The 17,949-nt window shown below is 67.7% G+C and carries 14 protein-coding genes; 3 read left to right on the top strand and 11 right to left on the bottom strand.

Annotation, left to right across the window (positions count from 1 at the left end; all coding sequences use genetic code 11):
* Positions 1–2: 2 nt before the first annotated feature.
* From ABIE65_RS06515 to cobT, 8 genes are all read right to left on the bottom strand, one after another.
* A complete protein-coding gene (locus ABIE65_RS06515) occupies positions 3–191 on the bottom strand; it encodes a YnbE family lipoprotein (RefSeq protein ID WP_354076447.1) in 189 nt (62 codons plus the stop codon).
* Between the two features lie 73 nt (positions 192–264).
* The gene (locus ABIE65_RS06510; protein WP_354076445.1) at positions 265–3,309 is read right to left on the bottom strand and encodes an intermembrane phospholipid transport protein YdbH family protein; all 3,045 of its coding nucleotides are present in this window, start codon (positions 3,307–3,309) and stop codon (positions 265–267) included.
* 139 nt (positions 3,310–3,448) lie between these two features.
* Entirely contained in the window at positions 3,449–4,945 is a 1,497-nt protein-coding gene (locus ABIE65_RS06505; protein ID WP_354076443.1) for a tripartite tricarboxylate transporter permease, read from the bottom strand.
* Between the two features lie 9 nt (positions 4,946–4,954).
* Complete coding sequence (locus ABIE65_RS06500) at positions 4,955–5,431, bottom strand: tripartite tricarboxylate transporter TctB family protein (protein WP_354076441.1); 477 nt, start codon at positions 5,429–5,431, stop codon at positions 4,955–4,957.
* Between the two features lie 27 nt (positions 5,432–5,458).
* The gene (locus tag ABIE65_RS06495; RefSeq protein WP_354076439.1) at positions 5,459–6,409 is read right to left on the bottom strand and encodes a Bug family tripartite tricarboxylate transporter substrate binding protein; all 951 of its coding nucleotides are present in this window, start codon (positions 6,407–6,409) and stop codon (positions 5,459–5,461) included.
* A gap of 122 nt (positions 6,410–6,531) precedes the next feature.
* A complete protein-coding gene (locus tag ABIE65_RS06490; protein WP_354076437.1) occupies positions 6,532–7,752 on the bottom strand; it encodes an MFS transporter in 1,221 nt (406 codons plus the stop codon).
* A gap of 35 nt (positions 7,753–7,787) precedes the next feature.
* Positions 7,788–8,564 carry an adenosylcobinamide-GDP ribazoletransferase gene (cobS, locus tag ABIE65_RS06485; protein WP_354076435.1) on the bottom strand — a complete coding sequence of 259 codons (777 nt, stop codon included), beginning with the start codon at positions 8,562–8,564 and terminating at the stop codon, positions 7,788–7,790.
* Positions 8,561–9,589, bottom strand: coding sequence for a nicotinate-nucleotide--dimethylbenzimidazole phosphoribosyltransferase (cobT, locus tag ABIE65_RS06480; RefSeq protein ID WP_354076433.1), 1,029 nt, complete (start codon positions 9,587–9,589; stop codon positions 8,561–8,563). Before cobT ends, cobS begins: the two co-directional genes overlap by 4 nt.
* Before the next feature lie 103 nt (positions 9,590–9,692).
* Between cobT and ABIE65_RS06475 the strand changes: the two genes are divergently transcribed.
* Positions 9,693–10,283 (top strand): histidine phosphatase family protein, encoded by a 591-nt coding sequence (locus tag ABIE65_RS06475; protein ID WP_354076431.1) that lies wholly within the window; start codon positions 9,693–9,695, stop codon positions 10,281–10,283.
* 3 nt (positions 10,284–10,286) lie between these two features.
* Here ABIE65_RS06475 and ABIE65_RS06470 read toward each other — a convergent pair whose 3' ends face one another.
* Both ABIE65_RS06470 and ABIE65_RS06465 read right to left on the bottom strand, forming a co-directional pair.
* Positions 10,287–11,597, bottom strand: a complete 1,311-nt coding sequence (locus tag ABIE65_RS06470) for an NtaA/DmoA family FMN-dependent monooxygenase (RefSeq protein ID WP_354076429.1) — start codon at positions 11,595–11,597, stop codon at positions 10,287–10,289.
* Positions 11,598–11,646: 49 nt separating this feature from the next.
* Positions 11,647–12,768, bottom strand: a complete 1,122-nt coding sequence (locus ABIE65_RS06465; protein ID WP_354076427.1) for an ABC transporter substrate-binding protein — start codon at positions 12,766–12,768, stop codon at positions 11,647–11,649.
* 199 nt (positions 12,769–12,967) lie between these two features.
* On the opposite strand from ABIE65_RS06465, the gene ABIE65_RS06460 reads away from it, so the two are divergent.
* Positions 12,968–13,708 (top strand): DUF3750 domain-containing protein, encoded by a 741-nt coding sequence (locus tag ABIE65_RS06460; protein ID WP_354076425.1) that lies wholly within the window; start codon positions 12,968–12,970, stop codon positions 13,706–13,708.
* A 108-nt stretch (positions 13,709–13,816) separates the two neighbouring features.
* Entirely contained in the window at positions 13,817–14,644 is an 828-nt protein-coding gene (locus ABIE65_RS06455; RefSeq protein WP_354076423.1) for a hypothetical protein, read from the top strand.
* On the opposite strand, the gene ABIE65_RS27870 is transcribed toward ABIE65_RS06455, so the two are convergent.
* On the bottom strand, positions 14,634–17,768 hold the full coding sequence (locus tag ABIE65_RS27870) for an adenylate/guanylate cyclase domain-containing protein (RefSeq protein WP_502918515.1): 3,135 nt from the start codon (positions 17,766–17,768) through the stop codon (positions 14,634–14,636). The genes ABIE65_RS06455 and ABIE65_RS27870 overlap by 11 nt on opposite strands.
* Between the last annotated feature and the right edge of the window lie 181 nt (positions 17,769–17,949).

The following is a 17,949-nucleotide window of genomic DNA, read 5'->3' as shown; positions in this document are numbered from 1 at the left end:
CCTCAAAAAATGGCTTCGTTCTTGCTCAGCACGTCGTCGAGCGCCCGGTCCACCTTGACGCGAACCTCCTGCTGGATGTTCACATTGAGGTTGATGACGATCGGATCCTTGGGGGCTTCGACCCTCACCGTCGGCTGGCACGCCGACGCGAGGAACAGAGCGCCGAACGCGGTCCCGAAACGGATCATCATGAGCCCTGGCTGCGCGAGATGAGCATCCGACCAATATGGCGAACCGGATGGGCGCACGCCACCCGCAATCGGCCTATTTGGCGGCTTCACCCAGCCTGTCGGCGACCCCAGCCGGAAGCTGGTAGGTCTTCAGGCCGCGCTCCAGGACGTCCCGGAGGGCGCCGCCGACGTTGACGTTCAGTTCCAGCGGGAAGCCGTCATAGACGTTAGGACTGGCGCCCTTCAGTTTCAGACGCAGGACGAGCGGCTGCTCCGGCGTCTCGGTTATCTCGATCCTGATCTGCTCGTAGCGGAAGTCGCGCAGCGCCTCGAACAGCATCTCCGTGCCGGCGTTCGCCTGGCCCAGAGCCTCGGCACCGGCCGGCACGTAGCTCAGCGTGCCCGGTGCCTCGGTTTCCAGCACCCCGTCGCGAATCGAAGCGCGCCCATTGCTGACGACAATCGGCAGGCGGCCGCGGAGGCTGCCCTTCGCCTTGACGTCGCCATAGTCTGCGAACGACAGGAAGCTCTGCAGGTCGACCCCGTCGACGCTCAACATCACCGTAACATCCGGCGAAGCCATGTCGAACACGAAGGGCTCGGTTCGGATGGTGCCGCCGAATAGCGACAGTTTCTCCAGCCGGCCGCGCAGCCGCTGCCCGTCCTCCACGGTGAAGACGGTGCGGCCGTCGGTGAACGGCAGGCCGACCTCGATCCGGTCCACCGTGGCGATCTGGTCGGGCGCCGAATGCGGCGGCAGAAGGCTGTCGAACTGCACCTCCGTCGCGACACCGTGCAGGTCGGCGCCGCTGACGGCCAGCGTCCGCGCCGCGATGGAGACGGAGCCGCCGGATCTCACGCCCGCTCGGCCCCAGCGGAAGAAGCCTCTTGCGTCAACGGTTCCGTCGACCTCGCTGAAGCGGCCCGCGAGGATGGGAAACAGGTTCGACGGTTGGAGAACGGTCGGCAGGAAGGTTATCGGGTTCAGCGCGACGCCGGCGTCGCCCGTACCGGTATCGAGCCGGTGGGTACCCTTGCCCGAGACGACCAGGCGGCGGCCGATATCGAACACCTCGCCGTCGAACGTCACCCTGTCGCCGCGCCGGGTGGCCCGCACGGCGAGCTTCAGCGGAATGACCGGCGCCGGTGTCCCCGCGGCCACGATGCGATCGACGTCGAGGTGCACGGTCTGCGTGTCGTCACTCGCGAGGGAGAGATGCAGGCCGCTCAGCGCGATGTCGGCTTCTGGCAGGCCGAGACGTCCCGACAGATCGGCCTGCAGCGCACCGCCGGCCACCGCGAACCGACCGCGGTCGAGCCTGGCGTCGAGGCGGCCGGCCGGCGTGCCCGTGACGGCAAAGTTCGCGGGTGCCAGCGTCACGGCACCGTCGAACGCTCCGGTCACGGTGTCGAACCGCAACGGACGGGCGGGATCGGCCGTCACGGTCAGCCGGATATCACCGGGCAGCCGCCCGACGCCGAGATCCAGGCCGCGGCCGGAAAGCTTGAGGGGGCTCGCCGGGGTGAAGACGGCGACGCCGTCGGCAAGACGGACGTCGCCGGCCATCGAGATCGTCGCCTCGGCGGCGGCGATGCCGGCATAGGCCGGGCGGTCGATCACGAGGTCTGCGGAAAGCCCGGCGCGCACCGCCTCGCGGCGCGCCAGCAGGTCGGTCAGGCGCAGCGTGCCGGAGGCGGTGCCGGACGCCGTCGCCGCGCGCGCCAGTCGCACCGTCAGGTCCGGGGCGACGACCGCGACCCGGCCCCGCGACGGCACGATCGCCGCGGCACCCGTCGCCGTGGCGGCGAAACCGGGCCCGAATAAATCGACGGCCAGATCCATCGCGGCGGCGCCCAGCGGCGATAGGGTGACGGCTGCACGGAACGGCGCGCGGCCGGGGGCATCGCCCGCCGGCCCGGACACGGCCAGCGGCGCCGCCAGGACCGGGCGGAGTTCGGCGGGAAGTGCCGACAGGAATTGTGCGTCGAGGTCGATGCCGGCGGCGGCGAAACCCGGCTCGGCCTCGACCGACAGGCGGCCGTCGGCATAGGCAAAGCCGATGCGGCCATCCAGGCTGCCGGCCGCCCCGACACCCAGCTGCACGATATCGGCGAGGTCGAGCGAGAGCGTGCCCGCCAGCGCACCCTCCCCGAGGATCGCCGACGGATCGAGCGGAGCCGAGCCCCGCGCGGACAGGCCGACCGTCCCGGCCATACGGAACGGCGACGCGACGCGGGCGGCGAACCATGCCGCATCCAGCTGGGCGGCCACCCGGAAATCGGTGCGTTCGCCCGGTGCCGGCCGCGCGCGCAGCCGCAGCCAGCCGGCTGGGATACGCAGGTCCGCATCGGCCACCAGCGTATCCGGCGCATAGCGCACCGTGGCACTGCCGCCGATCGAGGCTATCCCCGCCGCCGTCGCATCGTCGATCGTCATGTCCGCGGACACGCGTTCCACCGCCCCATCGGCGATGCCCGCCTTAATCTCGCCGCCGACGCGGCCGCCGATGCCCGACCAGTCGCCGGCGACGGACCAGTCCCCGCCGACGCGGAAAGCGGCGGCGCCCTGGGGAGATGCATCCAGATCGGCGAAGACGCGCAGGCGTCCTTCGCCAGATGTGACCGTCGCGAGCAGGACGAGGCGCATGTCGCCGCCGGTGGACGACAGCACCGCATCGCCCGCCGCGAGGGCCGGTCCCCGGGGCGTGTCGAGCGTCACGCTGTAGCGTTCGAGCACGACCCTCTCGGCCGGGACCGCCGGCAGCGCGATGCCCGCGCCGTCGCCGCTGCCGGCCATTCCAGGGATGACGACGCCGTCCGGTCCGACCTCCACCTGCGCGGTAAGGCCTTCGATGCGGATCGTGCGCACCCGGCCGCCGAACAGTTCGCCCACGCGGTAGGAGATCTCGACGGCCTCGGCCGTGGCATCCAGCGCGGGAACGGCGATATCGCGGATGCGGAGCCCCCGCAGATCGACCCGCTCGACCTCGAAAGCGACGGAGCCGATGCCCGCCGACGGGAGCAGCAGACGCGCGACGCGCTCGACGAGGGCGATGCGCCAGATCCAGGCAGCCGCGAGGAGAAGTGCCACCAGCAACAGAAGGCTGGCGATCCATCGGCCCCAGCGACGCCTCTTCACACTGTTTTCCGCCGGCTCGACCACCGTCCCAAAATGCCCCCGAAGCGCAGCACAGGCCAGCCCGCGCGCGGCCCCGGGAGGTGACAACGCTCACCGGCCGCAGCGGTGCGGAGGGCATGCGCGCTCCGATCCCGCCGCGTCAACCCTCGAGGGGCATGCCGCCGCGGCGGGCGCGGCGGGCGGTGACCCAGACGGCGATGGCGGTCAGGACCATGAAGAACAGGGCGATGGGCTCGGTGAAGAAGACGGCGACACTGCCCTCGGAACCGACCAGCGCCTGGCGCAGCGCCTCCTCGAACGGCGGGCCGAGGATGAAGGCGATCAGCAGCGGCGCCACCGGCACGGCGAAGATCTGCAGCACGTAGCCGACGATGCCGGCGCCGATCATGACGTAAACGTCGAAGACGCTGTTGCGGATGGCGAAGCTGCCGGCGACGCAGATCATCAGGATGATCGGATAGAGCACCGTCTTCGGTATGCGCAGGACCAGCATCATCGGCCGGATCGCGAACCATGCCACGGCGGCGATCATGAGGTTCGACAGGATGAGGCCGATATAGACGGTGTAGGGCACCTCCGGGTTCGTCTGAAAGATCAAGGGACCCGGCGTAACCCCTTGAATCAGAAACGCTCCGAGGAGGATGGCGGTCACCGAGTCTCCCGGAATGGACAGCGCCAGCAGCGGCACCATGGCCGCACCGGTGACGGCGTTGTTGGCCGATTCCGCGGCGGCCACGCCCTCGATCGCGCCCTTGCCGAACCGTTCCGGCCGCTTCGAAGCCCGCTTCGCCTCGGCATAGCCGAGGAAGGTGGCGATCGTGGCGCCGAGACCGGGCAGGACGCCGATGAAGACGCCGAGGAAGCCGGAGCGGACGATGGCGAACCAGCTCGCCTTCCAGTCGGCGCGGGTCACGCGGTTCCTGTCGACGTCGCCGCCCAGCATCAGCGCCGTCGCGGTGCCAGTGAAGGAGCGCTCCGCCTGGGTGAACATCTCGGCGACGGCGAACAGGCCGATCAGCAGCGGGATGTAGGCGAGGCCGTCATAGAGCTCGAAGCTGCCGAAGGTGAAGCGCGGCACGCCGACCATTGGGTCGGCGCCGATCGTCGCCAGACCCAGGCCGAGCGCGGCGGAGAACAGTCCCTTGGCCATCGAGCCGCCGGACAGCACGCCGACGACGGTCAGCGAGAAGAGCAGCAGCGCCGCCATCTCCGGCGGGCCGAAGCGGAGCGCGAAGGCGGCGATCTGCGGCGCCAGCACGACCAGCACCAGGGTGCTGAACAGTCCGCCATAGACCGAGGCGTAGATCGCCATCTTCAGCGCCTTGCCCGCCATCCCCTGCTTGGCGAGAGCGTAGCCGTCGGCCGAGGTGGCGGCGGAGGCGGGCGTCCCGGGCGCGTTGATGAGGATGGCGGAGACCGACCCGCCGTAGATGCCGGCGCCGTAGATGCCGAGCAGCAGGAAGAGCGACTGCGTCAGCCCCATCGTCAGCGTGAACGGCACCGCCAGCGCCACCGCCATATTCACGGTGAGGCCGGGAATGGCGCCGATCACGATCCCGAGCATCACGCCCGCGGCGAGCACGAGGATGTTCAGCGGTTCGAGGGCGCCGGTCAGCGTGGCGAGGAAGAGGTCCATCGGCGCCGGTCAGACGAAGGGCACGGGCACGATGCCCTCGGGCAGGCGAAGCTGCAGGATGTGCTCGAACGCCAGGGCGGTGAGCCACGGCAGCAGCAGCGCCACGGGCAGGACGACCGTCCAGCGCCGCATGCCGAAACCCGCCATGAAGAGGACCATGGCGAGGCTGCTCGCCGGGACGAAGCCCAGCACGTCGAGCAACGCAGCATAGCCGAGCGCGAGCAGCGCCAGACCGACCGTCCTGCGCCGCACACCTGCGTCGGTCAGGAACGCCCCCGTCTCCCCCTTGGGACGGCCGAGCCCAATCAGCAGGCCGAGCAGCAGGCAGAGCACCCCCGCCACGTAAGGGAACAGCCGCGGCCCGACGGTGAAGTACTGAGCGCCGGTCGCGCGCATCCAGTCGTCGCTGATCGTCGGCACCCCGACGATCAGGAAGGCGAGCGAAAGGATGCAGACGACCGCGCCGAAGAACCGGTCGGCGTGCACGGCGCGATTCCGGCCGCGGAACCGCGGCTACTGCTTAACCGCCTTGCCGATGGCGTTGTACATATCGGTCATCGCCTGCTGGAAGCCGGGCCCGTCACGGTACTGCAGCTCGATATTCGCCTTTTCCGCCAACGTCTTGAACGTGTCTGTCTCTAGCGCCTTCTTGAAATTGTCGTGCAGGTAGGCGGCGATTTCCGGATCCATGCCCTTGGGCCCGACCAGGCCCTTCATGTTCTCCAGATAGATGTCGTAGCCCTGCTCCTGCAGGGTCGGTACGTCGGGAAGCGCCGGATAGCGCGCATCGGAGAAGGTCGCGAGCGCCCTCACCTGCCCGGAATCGAGCATCGCCTTGCCCTCGTCGGGCGACAGGGCCGTGGCGTCGATATGGCCCCCGAGCAGGGCCGCCATGGCCGGCGCACCGCCCTTGTACGGAACGTGCTTCATGTCGAGGCCGGCAGACTTGGTGAAGACCAGCAGCGCCGAGTGATAGATCCCGCCGGCGCCGGACGAGCCGTAGGTGTACTTGCCCGGGTTGGCCTTCACCTCTGTCACGAAGTCCTGCAGCGTCTTGAACGGCGCATCGCCCTTGACCGCAAGGAGCGTGCGCTGGCGGTTGAACTGGATGATGGAGGTGAAGTCGGTGCGGATGTCGTAGGGCAGGTTCTGGTGGTTGCCGACCGACGTACTCTCGCTGCCGCCGGCGACGAGCAGCGTGTAGCCGTCGGGCGGCGCGTTGCGGACATATTCCGCCGCGATCGTCCCCGACGCCCCGGCCCGGTTCACGATGACCAGCGGCACGGGAAAGAACGGCTGCGCCGCACTGGTCACAGTGCGCGCGATGATGTCGGTGCCGCCGCCCGGCGCGAAGCCGACGACGACGTTGATCGGCTTCTTCGGCTCCCAGGCCTCTGCAGGCGCCACCGCTGCCGCGATAGCAAGCACCCCCGCCGCGAATCCGCTGAACAGAGTGCGTGACATCATCATCTCCTCCCGTGTCCCTTTTCTTTATTCATGGAAGCTTAGCGGATGAAGCGTCCTGCACAACCCGCGACTGCCATCTCGGGTCAGCTGAGGCCATTGCGACCGGATCGAAAACGCCCTCAACGGGTTCTGGCCCATATCCCCGACACGATGAACCAGAAAAGTGCGGCAGCCTGGGCGGCAACAACGAACATCAGCCCGGCAGCGTGAGCGTCTGACTGATAGCCGCCTTCCGGCAAGTGCGGCCACTGGTCGATGATCACACCAACCAGCCACTGGAAGGCGAAGCTGGTGAGAAAGACGCAGAGGTTCATCGCGGTACTGACGCGGGCCGAGAGCTCAACCGGAAAGTTCGGACCCAGCACGGCGTAGAGGCCGATGGGACCTGCCGCCAGAATACCAAAGAGGAACCACATCAGCAGCACCGCGCCGGTGTAGCCGGTGGCGAGCAGGACCTGAATTGCCATGCAGCCCAATAGTCCCGCGATTGCCGGCACAATCAGCGGGATGTTTAAACGGGCCAGCAACTGGGTGAGCGCGCCGAAGCCAAAATTACCGATAACGGAACCGCTGAGGATCACGAACAGGCCAAAGGCCTGCGCCTGTCGGTCGAAACCGGCAATATCGCGTAGCCAGGGCACGACCCAAAGGCTCTGGTAAGCGGCCGAAGCGCCGATCGCGATCGCCGCGAGTGGCGTGATGCGCCAGAAAGCGAGCGCGCCAAAGATGCTGCCCAGCTGACGCACCTGGGTGAATAAACTGACCGAGCGGCCCGATGAAGCAGGCTTCTCCGGCACCAGCAAGAAGATCAGCCCCGCGACGACCACCGCCAGCGCCGCGATACCGAGCAGAACAATGCGCCAATGCACCTCTTCGAGCAGCGCGGCGATGGGTACGGTGGCGAGCATGCCGCCGACCCCGGTCATACCGAAGAAGAATGACGTCAGCAGCGGCACCCGGCCCGGCGGAAACCAAAGATTGGCGGCTTTGAGGCCCGCCATGACGCTGCACGCCATGCCGACCCCCATCAGCGCCCGGCCGATGCCGAGATGCAGCACCGTTTGTCCGGTTGCGAACACGGCACCACCTACGCCTCCGACGAGGAAAAGCAGCGCAGCAACGCGTCGCGGGCCCCATCGGTCGAGAGACATGCCGAGCGGTAGCTGCGTCAGCCCGAAGCCCATGAAGAAGGCGCTGGTGAGCAAGCCAAGGCCTGCCGCATCGAGGCCGAGTTCGACGACAAGGTCCGGTGCGATCACCGCATTTGCCATCCTGTAGAGGAAGGAGACCATCGGAGTCAGCGCGAACGGCACCAGGATGATCATGAGTTGCCGATTCATCGCTCAGTTCCCTGCCGGCGCAGCGGTGCCCATCCTCAGGCGAGGAGCATGACCAGAGCCAGCAGCATTGCCCCTTCGGAAAGCTGCTGTGTCGCACCGAGAATATCGCCGGTGTAGCCGCCGATCTGGCGCTTGGCGATCAGGATCATCGCGAATGCGACCGCGATAGCCGCGACCGGCAGGATCAGCACAGCAGCCCCCGGCAGCGTCGCCGAACCTATGACGAATGCGATAGCGAAGCCGGCGGTCACGAGACGCTCGTCGGGTGCCGCGACAGAGATACCTAGGCCATCAGTTCGTGCCGGCCGCAGCCGCGCAATCGGTAGCAGAATGGCCGCGCGGCTGAGGGCGCCGCAACCGACAAGCGCGCCGACGACCGTCCACGGATCGGCGATCGCGGCCAGGGCGGCGACACGCCAAGCGCAGCTCAGGACAATGGCCAAGGTTCCGTAAGTGCCGATCCGGCTGTCGCGCATGATCTCGAGCTTTCGCTCGCGCGTCCGCCCACCGCCGAGGCCATCGACCGTATCCGCCAACCCATCCTCGTGGAACGCTCCGGTCGCCATCACCATCGCCGCTAGCGCCACCACGGCTGCAAGCGCAGGCGATGCGCCCCCCCAACCGGCGACCAATGCGTAGGCGGCGCCGCCGATCGCGCCGACGGCTGCACCGGCCAACGGAAAGGCCCAGATACAAACCCCCGTGGTCGGAGCCTGTTCAGCCTGCGGGCGCCAAACCGGCAGCCGCGTGAGGACTTGAATGGCGGCTCGGATCTCGTCTACCCGCTCTCGGGCAGCGAAGACGCGGATCACGGCGCAGGCTCCGCGGCGGCGCGATCGTCGATGCCGGCCTGGGCGAACGTCGCCATGTCCGCATGGCAGGCGACGGCACCGCGCAAGATGCCGAGCGCCATCGCCGCACCGCTGGCCTCACCTAGCCGCATGCCGAGATCGAGCAACGGCACCAGCCCGAGCATCTCGAGCAGGCGTCCGTGCGCCGGTTCGGCGGAGCGGTGGCCGGCGAGGCAGTGAGCGAGGCCTGCGGGCGCGAGCTTGGCCACGACGGCGGCGGCCGCGCAGCAGACGAAACCGTCGAGCACAACCGGGATCGACCGCCGCCGCGCCGCCAGGATCGCACCGACCAGCGCCGCCTGCTCCCGGCCACCGACCCGGCACAGCACCTCGAACGGATCGTCGAGGTTAGAACGATGCAGCGCGATTCCCGCCGCGACAGTCTCCGTCTTACGCACCATACCGACATCGTCGAGGCCGGTGCCGGGGCCGACCCAGGAGGCGGGCGCGCCGCCGAACAGCGCGCAGCAGAGGGCGGCTGCGACGGTCGTGTTGCCGATTCCCATCTCGCCCAGAAGCAGCAGGTCCGCCGTCTCCGGCACGGCCGCGACACCGCGGCGAACGGCATCGAGGCATTCCGCCTCGCTCATCGCCGGGGCTGCGGTGAAGTCGGCGGTCGGCCGGTCGAGGTCCAGGGCGATGACGGACAGGGCCGCATCATAGGCGCGCGTCAGTCGGCTGATCGCGGCACCGCCCGCCTCGAAGGTCGCGACCATCTGCGCGGTAACGCTCGCCGGATAGGGTGATACCCCGCGTGCGCAGACCCCGTGGTTACCGGCGAAGACGAGCGCCTGCACCTGCTCCAGCCGGGGCCGCTCGCGATTCTGCCAGCCCGCCAGCCAGACCGCCGCCGCCTCCAGTCGCCCCAGCGAGCCGGGCGGCTTGGTCAATATGGATTGGCGCGCGCGGGCCGCCTCGGTCGCAGCGGCAGACGGCCCGGGCAGGTCACGCAGCAGGCCGTGGAAGGCCTGTCGGTCGGTAGACATGGAGATGAGAACCGCGGGGAATGGTGACTGGAATAGGCATCGACCATATTGGCATTGCCGGCCGTGGCATAGGGTGGCGGCAAGGAGAGAAACGGATGCCGCAATGACTCCGGTCAGCTGGATCTGGCTAAGACACCTGCCTGCCGCCGGGACGGAGGGGACGCTGTGCGGGCGGCTCGATCCACCCATCGCGAAGCCGGATCCGGCGCGGACCGCCGCGCTGGCCGCTTCGCTGCCGACGACGGCGCAGGTCCTGTCGAGCCCCCTCGCCCGCTGCCGCCAGACGATGGCCGCCATTCGCGCGGCGGGCGGCCCGCAGGCTGACCCTGATCCGGCGCCGGAATTCCTGGAGCAGTCCTTCGGCGACTGGGAGGGCCGGCGCTACGCGGACATACCGGCCCTATCGTCCTGGACGATCCACGACTACGCCGAGAAGGCGCCGCCCGGCGGCGAAAGCTTTGCCGCGATGTGCGCCCGTGTGGCGGGCGGGATCGAGGGCCACAATGCGGTGGGATCCGATGTTCCCCTCATCGTGTGTACCCACGCCGGCGTGATCCGCGCCGCCCTCGCCCACGCCCTCGACATGCCGCCGGCCAAGGCACAGGCCTTCGCCGTCGACTGCGGCAGCATCACGCGCATCACCTGCCTCGGGCCGGCGGGCCGACGGATCGAGCAGGTGAACGTGCGGCCATAAGCATCAGTATTCCAGCAGATTGTCGCGAAACTGGGCGTGGCTGTAGGCCGTGCGGGCGAGACCGCGCGCCTGCAGCGCCGGCACCAGGCCGTCGGTGATCTCCGCGACGACACGCCGGCTGACGTTCGGCAGCGAGATCAGATAGCCGTCGCCGCCGACTTCCTGCATCACCTCGCTCATCCGTGCCGCCACCGAATCGGCCGTGCCGACCAGTTCAACCGAAAGTTCGGTGCTCCCCTCGGTCATGGTCTGGCGCAGCGTCCTGCCGCCGGCCTTCTTCAGGAACATGTCGAGGCTCTGCTGGTGGCCGTTCGTCGTCAGCTTGCCGAGCGGCTGGTCGAGGTCGAACTGGGCGAAGTCGATATTTGTGATCTTGCTGAAATGGGCGAGCCGCTGAGCGATGTGCGTCTCCGCCCTCATCTCACGCAGCTTCTTCTTCTCGATCGCGTCGGCCTCGGTCTCCCCGAGGATGGGCGCTACGAGAAAGAGCACCTTGCAGTCGTCCGGGTTGCGGCCGTGCGCGACCATGCGCGCCCGGATGTCGTCGCGATACTCGCGCATCGCGGCGATGCCCTTCACATGCGTCACGATGGTGTCGGCATGCTTGGACGCAAACTGGCGGCCACGTGGCGAACCGCCCGCCTGGGCGATGACGGGCCGCCCTTGTGGGCATGGTCCGGAGTTCAGCGGGCCGCGGGACCTGAAGAACTTCCCCTCATGGTCGATCGAATGGACCTTGGTGTGATCGACGAGGACTCCGGTTTCTCGGTCGGCGACGATCGCCCCCGGCTCCCACGACCCCCATAGCCCGTTCACGACCTCCATATACTCGTCCGCCATGTCGTAGCGGAGGTCGTGCTCCGGCAGACCGTCGAGCCCGAAATTGCGGGCAGCCATGTCTGAACTGCCGGTGACGGCGTTCCACCCGATCCGGCCGGACGATACTTGGTCGAGGGTGGCGACGAGCCGCGCCAGCAGGTAGGGCGGATAGGCGAAGGTGGCAAAGGTTGGCACGATGCCGATTCGCGAGGTGGCCGCCGTCATCAGCGCCGCCACGACCGATGGATCCTGGCGCGGCACCGACAGGCCGTACTTCAGATAAACCTCCCGCGACCCTCCGTAACTCTCGCCAACATAAGAGGAATCCTCGATCAGCAGATAATCGAAGCCCGCCCGCTCGAGTTCGCGCGCCATCCCGACGAAGAACTCCGGCACCATCCACTCGGTGCCGATATTCCCGGTCCAGGGCTCGCCCCACGCTTGGACGCTGGAGCCCTGGAGAAACCACCCGAGGTGGAAAGGCTTCGCTTGCATCTTTCGTATCTCCGATGAAGACCGGACAGAGTGTCGGTGCGGAGGCTGTTCAGGAACTGATAAGGTCCGCGTACTTCTGCTCGACGGTCGGACTGTGCTCACCCCACCATCGGCCGTCGGAAGCCAGCATCACCTTCTGGTTGGCGGGGTCGGAGGGGTTGATCGGCTTCAGTTCCGCCGGGACCAAGGCGGTGGCCGCCGGATTGGCGGGGCCGTTCGCCATGAGTTCCAGCAGCTTCACCTGACCTTCCGGGGCCTGCATGCTGGCAATGGCCTCCATGGCGGCCTTCTTGCCGGCAGGATTGCCTTTCGGGACGATCCACATGCCAGGGTGCAGGATGCCCTGGTTGAAGGTCCAGTCGATGCGGCCGTCGCTGTCGCGCTTCAGCAGGTGGGCGCGCGTGTGCCAGAGCAGGCCCATGTCGCACTCGCCGCTGCGCAGCAGCTGCTGGCTCTCGGCACCGCTGCTCCAGTAGAGCGATTCCGCCTTTATCGAGCCGATCTTCTTCAGAGCGCTGTCGACATCGATCGGATAGATCTTGTCCATGGGCACGCCGTCGGCGAGCAGGGCGCATTCCAGCATAGCGAGCGCGCGCTTCCGCAGCATGCGCCGTCCCGGATACTTCTTCAGGTCGAAGAAGTCGGCCATCGTCTTCGGCGGATTGTCCTTGTACTTCTCTGCGTTGTAGGCGAGCACGACACCGAACGTGTAGTTGATGCAGCCGGTCTCGTACGCGAAGCCTGGGATCATCTTCGCCTTGTCGATAATCGCGTAATCCATCTCCTCCAGGACGCCGGCCTTGCCCATGACGATGGAGTCGCCGGCACCTGAATCGCAAACGTCCCAGATGACGTTCTTGGCTTCGACCATCGCGCGGACCTTCCCCGACGAGGGACCGCCGCCTTCGACCACCATCTTGAGCGGCGAACCGCTGTCGTAGTGGGCTTTGAAGGCCTCGGTGAACGCCTTGACGGCATCGCCGCCCCAGTTGCACAGCACGAGTTCGCCTGAGGCAGCCGACGCCGCGCGGCCGCCCAGACCGCCGAGTGCTGTCGTCGCGCCGAGCGCCGCCATCAGGCCGAGCAACTGACGCCGCCCGAGCCGGCCGGCAGCCAGTTCCTCCTTCAGGATCTCGCCGCAATCCTCGGCATGGGTCTGGTACCGCGACATGATCACCTCGGTCCGCTAGGGGTCTGCCGTCAGGTGGTACGGCCGATGCCGCCGCCCCTCCGGCAGTTCCGAATCAGCAAGGCGCGTGCCATGATGCACGAGGGCGGCAGCCGCACCTCGCGGCGGCTCGGATTCCGACCGATGCGGCACCATCTCTGCATGCGTTCGATGCGGATTCCGTCACCCGAGCCCCTCCTGCATGCTGGACCTCCTGCGCACTGCGCTTCTCGCGTTCGCCATCCTTTTCGTGCTGCCCATTGGTTTGGCGGCGGGGGTCTATTTCGCCCGGGACCACGGCGTCGACTGGCGAGCAGCCGATCGGTCGAGTTCCGGCCTGCTGCCGGCGGCGGCGCGGAACACGCCGGCCGTCGTGCGCATATTCGCTGCGCGCACCGTCCGCTGGCGCGGCATCTTCGCAACCCACACCTGGATCGTCATCAAGGACGCTGGCGAAGACGCCTACACACGCTATGACTATACGGCCTGGGGCCAGCCCATCCGGGTGAACGGCTTCGTCGCCGACGGCCGCTGGTTCGGCAGGTATCCAGAACTCGTCTATGCCGCCGACGGAGAATCGGCGGCCCGCCTGATCCCGAAGATGAAGGCAGCGATCGCCAGCTACTCGTATAGCGAGTACGGCGATTACAGGGCTTGGCCCGGCCCCAACTCTAACACCTTCGTCGCCGCGGTGATGGAAGCTGTGCCCGAAATACGCAAAGCCCTGCCCCCGACGGCAATCGGAAAGGACTATCCGCATCACGGGCGATGGCTGGCGCCCACTCCCTCCGGCACGGGCTTCCGAATGACGCTCGGCGGCTACCTCACCTTGACCGTCGGCTGGATCGAGGGGCTTGAGTTCAGCCTGCTGGGCGCCGTCGTCGGCCTCGATATCCGGCGCCCAGCAGTGAAGCTGCCCGCCCTCGGCAGAGTCGGCATGTGACGTATCGGCGTATGACGCCCGGCACTTGGATCCCCTTGAGATTCCGGCGCAGTTACACACGGCGAGACCTTGTAGTAGGGTACTCGAACAGGGGGATCGGAGATGACCATGATCCGCGCGGCAGTCCTTGCCACGGCATTAGTCTCTCAGTCCTTCGTCGCGTCCGCTGCGATGTTCGGACGCGACGATGCGGACCGCACCGAAGGCTATTCGGGCGGCAGGGGACTCATCACCTACTCTGGCCAGACGGGGATGTTCCTGAATCCGACGTCCGGAACCGCGAACGCCGGAGACATCTCCCTTCAATCCTGCGCGCTGATCTTCGATATCGGCGGCGAGACCGTCGTCTCGCATGCCGTTCTCGCCACCGTAGGGGCTGCGGACTGGCTGGAACTCGGCGTCTACGGGATTGGCGTCTATGGCGTTCCGACCGGCGACGGCGGCCCCGGCCCGGGGGATGACGGACTGTCGGGTGCGAACAGGACGATGGGCGCCGGACAGGGCAATGTCCGCCTCCGTCTCCTAAAGGACGAGGGCATCCTTCCCGAGGTGAGTATCGGCGGCATGTTCCGTGCGGGCGACGAGTACCTGCGACAGGAGCAGTTGTTCGTCGCCGCTTCGAAGGGCTTCGACCTGGACCCGGAGGGTGTGGTCCGCGGCGTACGGTTCCATGTGGGTTTCCGGCAGCTGTGGCAGGACCCGGACGTAAAGGAGCGCAACGGCTCGATCGCTTACGGCGGAATGGAGGTCGCCCTGCCCCACGACCTGCATCTGGTGGGCGAAGTGTCCGGCAAAGACGATGTCTACGACCGCACCCCCTTTTCAGTGGGTGTGCAGTGGCGGGATGCGCGCGGCTATGGCGCCAGCCTCGCCTTCGTACGGTCGGACGACTGGGGCGAGGATGCCGCCTATATCGGTATCGGCTTCAACTTCTGAGATCGGCCGCCGTCTGTCTCAGCCGCAGGGCGAGAGAGCGAGCACGGGCGGCATCCGCCGTCGCGCCGAGCCGATCGAAGCCCTCTATCGCCGAAGCAACGGTGTCGCGAGCCTCATCGATCTGGCCGAGCCGGTGTCGGGCCTCGGCGAGATCGAGGAGCGTTCGCGCAGCCTCCTGCTTTCGTTCGAGGCGACCGAAGGCTGCAAATGCGATCTCCAGTCTCTCACGTGCAGCTCCGGCGTCGCCGCGGGCGAGCGCGATGCGGCCCAGTCCTCGTTCGGCACCAGCCACCGCGAGCGGCGGAGGTTCCGAATCAAGGACCCCGCGGAACACGCGTTCGGCCTCGTCCCATGCACCTGCCGCCAGATGCCCCTCCCCAAGAACCACGCGCGTCAAGGCGTGCAGCAGTGCCGTTCCGAGATCGTCTAGAAGCGCCAAGCTACGGCCAGCTTCGGCTATGGCCTCGTCCGGCCGGCCATTCTCTAAGGCGAGGATCGCCAGATTGGCGCGCGCGAGGGCCGCACCATTGACGTTCCCGATCTCCTCGAATGCGTGCAGCGCCAGCCGATGCCGATGCGCCGCGCCCTCCAGGTCGCCGCGGCTCATGGCAAGGTTTGCGAGATTGTTCTGCGCGCCCGCCACGCCTTCGGCGTCGCCGATGCGTCTCCACAGTTCGAGGGCCCGTCGGAAGAGTTGATCCGCGTCCTCATAGTTGCCGACATCCCTGGCGGCATCGCCCATGTAATTGCAGGCCCGCGCCTGCTCCGAGAGGCTTCCCAGGACCTCGGCTGCCGCGAGTGCCGCCCGGAAATGTGCAGCGGCCTCCGCAAACCGGCCGCCGGTATGTGCGAGCCTTCCGTCCAGGATGTCCAGGCGCACCAGCGCGGGCCGATCTGAGGGATCACACAGACGACGCGAACGCGCCGCATGGTCGAGTGCCTGGGATAGACGCGCCGCCCGCAGTTCGACATGAGCGAGATCGAAGTAGAGGTCTCTCAGAACCTCGACATGACCACCATTATGCTCGTCGAGCATGGCCACCGCTTCGGTCAGATGTTGGGCCGCGGCCTCCGCACGGCCGGTACTGGCGCACGCTGCCGCAAGGTGGCGCAGCGCGGCAGCATGCTGAGCAGGACCATCCGCATGCATCGCCATGGATGCGGCGTGCTGCTCGACCTCGTCGTAGGCACCGAGCCGTAAGCGGAGGCGTGCGGCTGCATCGTGCGCCGCGAACGCTGTCGCCGCGGCAGGGCCTCCTGCCGATGCCGACTGTGCGATGGCCTTCGCGAAGCGGTCCCCCGCGTCGGCGTTCGCGAAAAGGCCGGCAGCCCGGATGCCGGCACGGACGTTGGCCGCTGCAGCATCGGCCCACGCCTCTGCCGCTTCGAAATGAAGTGCCAGCAACTCCGGCGCGACGGCCTCGACGCCACCGGCGGTCGCCGCGAGCGCGAGGCCGGTTTCGCGATGAAGGCGACGACGCTCGCTCAGCAGCAAGGTCTCGTAGCAGGCCGCCTGCATCAGTGTCTGACGGAAGTACCACCGCCCCGCTTGGCTCGGATCCTGCTCGACCAGATCGCGTTCGGCGAGACGGCGCAGCGATTCCCCCGTGTCGGCCGTTTCGCCGCGCGCGGCTTCTGCGACGGCCGCCGTGACCGCCGCATCGAACTCCGGACCCTGCACGGCGCATTCCAGCAGGAGCCGCTTCAGGCGCGGCTCCAAAGCGTCAGCCCGCGCCACGAGCGCGCCGAACAGGGATTCCGGCAGGATCACAGCCGACGCCGTCGGATCGGACTCCCATTCGGCTCCTGAGCGGCGAAGGACGCCAGCATCGACCAGCTTCAGCAACATCTCCCGGAGGTAAAGCGGGATCCCCTCCGCCCGTCGGAGAACGTCTTCCCGAAGTGCGGGCGACAGCGCCTGGGCATAATCGAGCCGATCGAGCAGTTGCTCGGACTCACAGGGGGTCAGCGGCGGCAGCTGAACCACGAGCACGTCGTCGGGTGCCGCCGGCGACGGCGCTGCGCGGACCGCAGTCACGATCGGCGGCAGCGGCTCCGTGTCCGCTTCCGGCAAATCGTGCAGCAGGAGGGCCGAGGCCTCGTCGCAATCGTCGAAGGAGTCGAGGAACAGGACGAGGCGGTCGTCGTGCCGACGAAGATTGGCGAGCAATCGCCCGAAGCCCTCCCCCAGAGTGCGACGCAGCGTCCTCGGGTCCGGATCCGGCGGCCGGACCGCCAGCGTGTCCGGCGCAGCGAGGTACCAGAGCGCGCCGAGATAGGGATCCAGACCGGCGGTCAGCGGCGCAAGGTCGGCAGTGAACGCTTCGAACGATCGGGGCACCGGCGTATTAGACACGTGCGCTCGGACCGACTGCACGATGCGGCGAACCAGCGCCAGCGGCCGTCTTCGGGTCGCCGGACGGGCCGATACAGGGAGCAGCCGCATGCCGGCGCTCGCCGCCGCCGTTCTTACCAGCCTCGTCTTGCCAATGCCCGACGGACCGCAGACGATCGCGCGCATCGGCAAAGCGCCTGACCGCCAGTTTCCGGTGAGCCGCGCAAGCGCGTCGGCGCGGCCGACGAATGGCCACTCGTCAAACGGATCGGGTGCGTCGGTCAGTTCGCGAAGAAGCTCGTGCGCGATCACCTGCCCGGTCTTCCCTTTCACGTCCAGGCGACGCACCGGTCCAAATGCGAACTGCCCGCGGAGGCGCCGCATCATCTCGTGTGAGACGAGGATCGTGCCAGGAGCGGCGTTCGATTCGAGGCGCGAGGCCAAGTTCACCACGTCACCCATCACCGAATAGTCGCGACGCGTGGACGCGCCGACCCTCCCCGCCAGGACGACCCCGCAGTGAATTCCGATCCGCATCCGGAAGATCACGCCCGCCCTTTCTCGATTGCGATCGGCAAAATCAGCGAGATAGGCCTGCATCGACAGCGCGGCACGCGCCGCGCGTGCGGGATCGTCGGCGTGCGCCACGGGAGCACCGAAAAGCGCCATCACGTTGTCGCCGATATACTTGTCGATGTGCCCACCTTCGTCGGCGATCGCGACGCCGAGCCCATCGAAGCAATCGTTCATGATCCGATGCACCGTTTCCGGATCGAGCCGCTCCGACATCGCCGTAAAGCCGCTGACATCGGCGAAAAGGACCGTCACGTCACGGCGTTCGTCGGTCGTCACATCGACCGGCGGAGGCGGAGCCACTCCGCCCAGCCTTTGGCCGCAGTCCGCGCAGAACTTGAAGCTGACCGGAAAGGTAGTGCCGCAGGCCGGACAGGCGATTTGATCTTCGGTCATG

Origin of the sequence: Constrictibacter sp. MBR-5 (genome assembly GCF_040549485.1) — a bacterium.
GTDB lineage: Bacteria > Pseudomonadota > Alphaproteobacteria > JAJUGE01 > JAJUGE01 > Constrictibacter.
This window is presented reverse-complemented; position numbering and strand designations above follow the sequence as displayed.

What these genes read in the sequence shown, in the direction of transcription:
- ABIE65_RS06515 (WP_354076447.1), bottom strand. Translation starts at nt 191, where the DNA reads ATGATGATCCGTTTCGGGACCGCGTTCGGCGCTCTGTTCCTCGCGTCG.
- ABIE65_RS06505 (WP_354076443.1), bottom strand. Translation starts at nt 4,945, where the DNA reads ATGGACCTCTTCCTCGCCACGCTGACCGGCGCCCTCGAACCGCTGAAC.
- ABIE65_RS06495 (WP_354076439.1), bottom strand. Translation starts at nt 6,409, where the DNA reads ATGTCACGCACTCTGTTCAGCGGATTCGCGGCGGGGGTGCTTGCTATC.
- ABIE65_RS06490 (WP_354076437.1), bottom strand. Translation starts at nt 7,752, where the DNA reads ATGAATCGGCAACTCATGATCATCCTGGTGCCGTTCGCGCTGACTCCG.
- cobT (WP_354076433.1), bottom strand. Translation starts at nt 9,589, where the DNA reads ATGTCTACCGACCGACAGGCCTTCCACGGCCTGCTGCGTGACCTGCCC.
- ABIE65_RS06475 (WP_354076431.1), top strand. Translation starts at nt 9,693, where the DNA reads ATGACTCCGGTCAGCTGGATCTGGCTAAGACACCTGCCTGCCGCCGGG.
- ABIE65_RS06470 (WP_354076429.1), bottom strand. Translation starts at nt 11,597, where the DNA reads ATGCAAGCGAAGCCTTTCCACCTCGGGTGGTTTCTCCAGGGCTCCAGC.
- ABIE65_RS06465 (WP_354076427.1), bottom strand. Translation starts at nt 12,768, where the DNA reads ATGTCGCGGTACCAGACCCATGCCGAGGATTGCGGCGAGATCCTGAAG.
- ABIE65_RS06460 (WP_354076425.1), top strand. Translation starts at nt 12,968, where the DNA reads ATGCTGGACCTCCTGCGCACTGCGCTTCTCGCGTTCGCCATCCTTTTC.
- ABIE65_RS06455 (WP_354076423.1), top strand. Translation starts at nt 13,817, where the DNA reads ATGATCCGCGCGGCAGTCCTTGCCACGGCATTAGTCTCTCAGTCCTTC.
- ABIE65_RS27870 (WP_502918515.1), bottom strand. Translation starts at nt 17,768, where the DNA reads ATGTCGGAGCGGCTCGATCCGGAAACGGTGCATCGGATCATGAACGAT.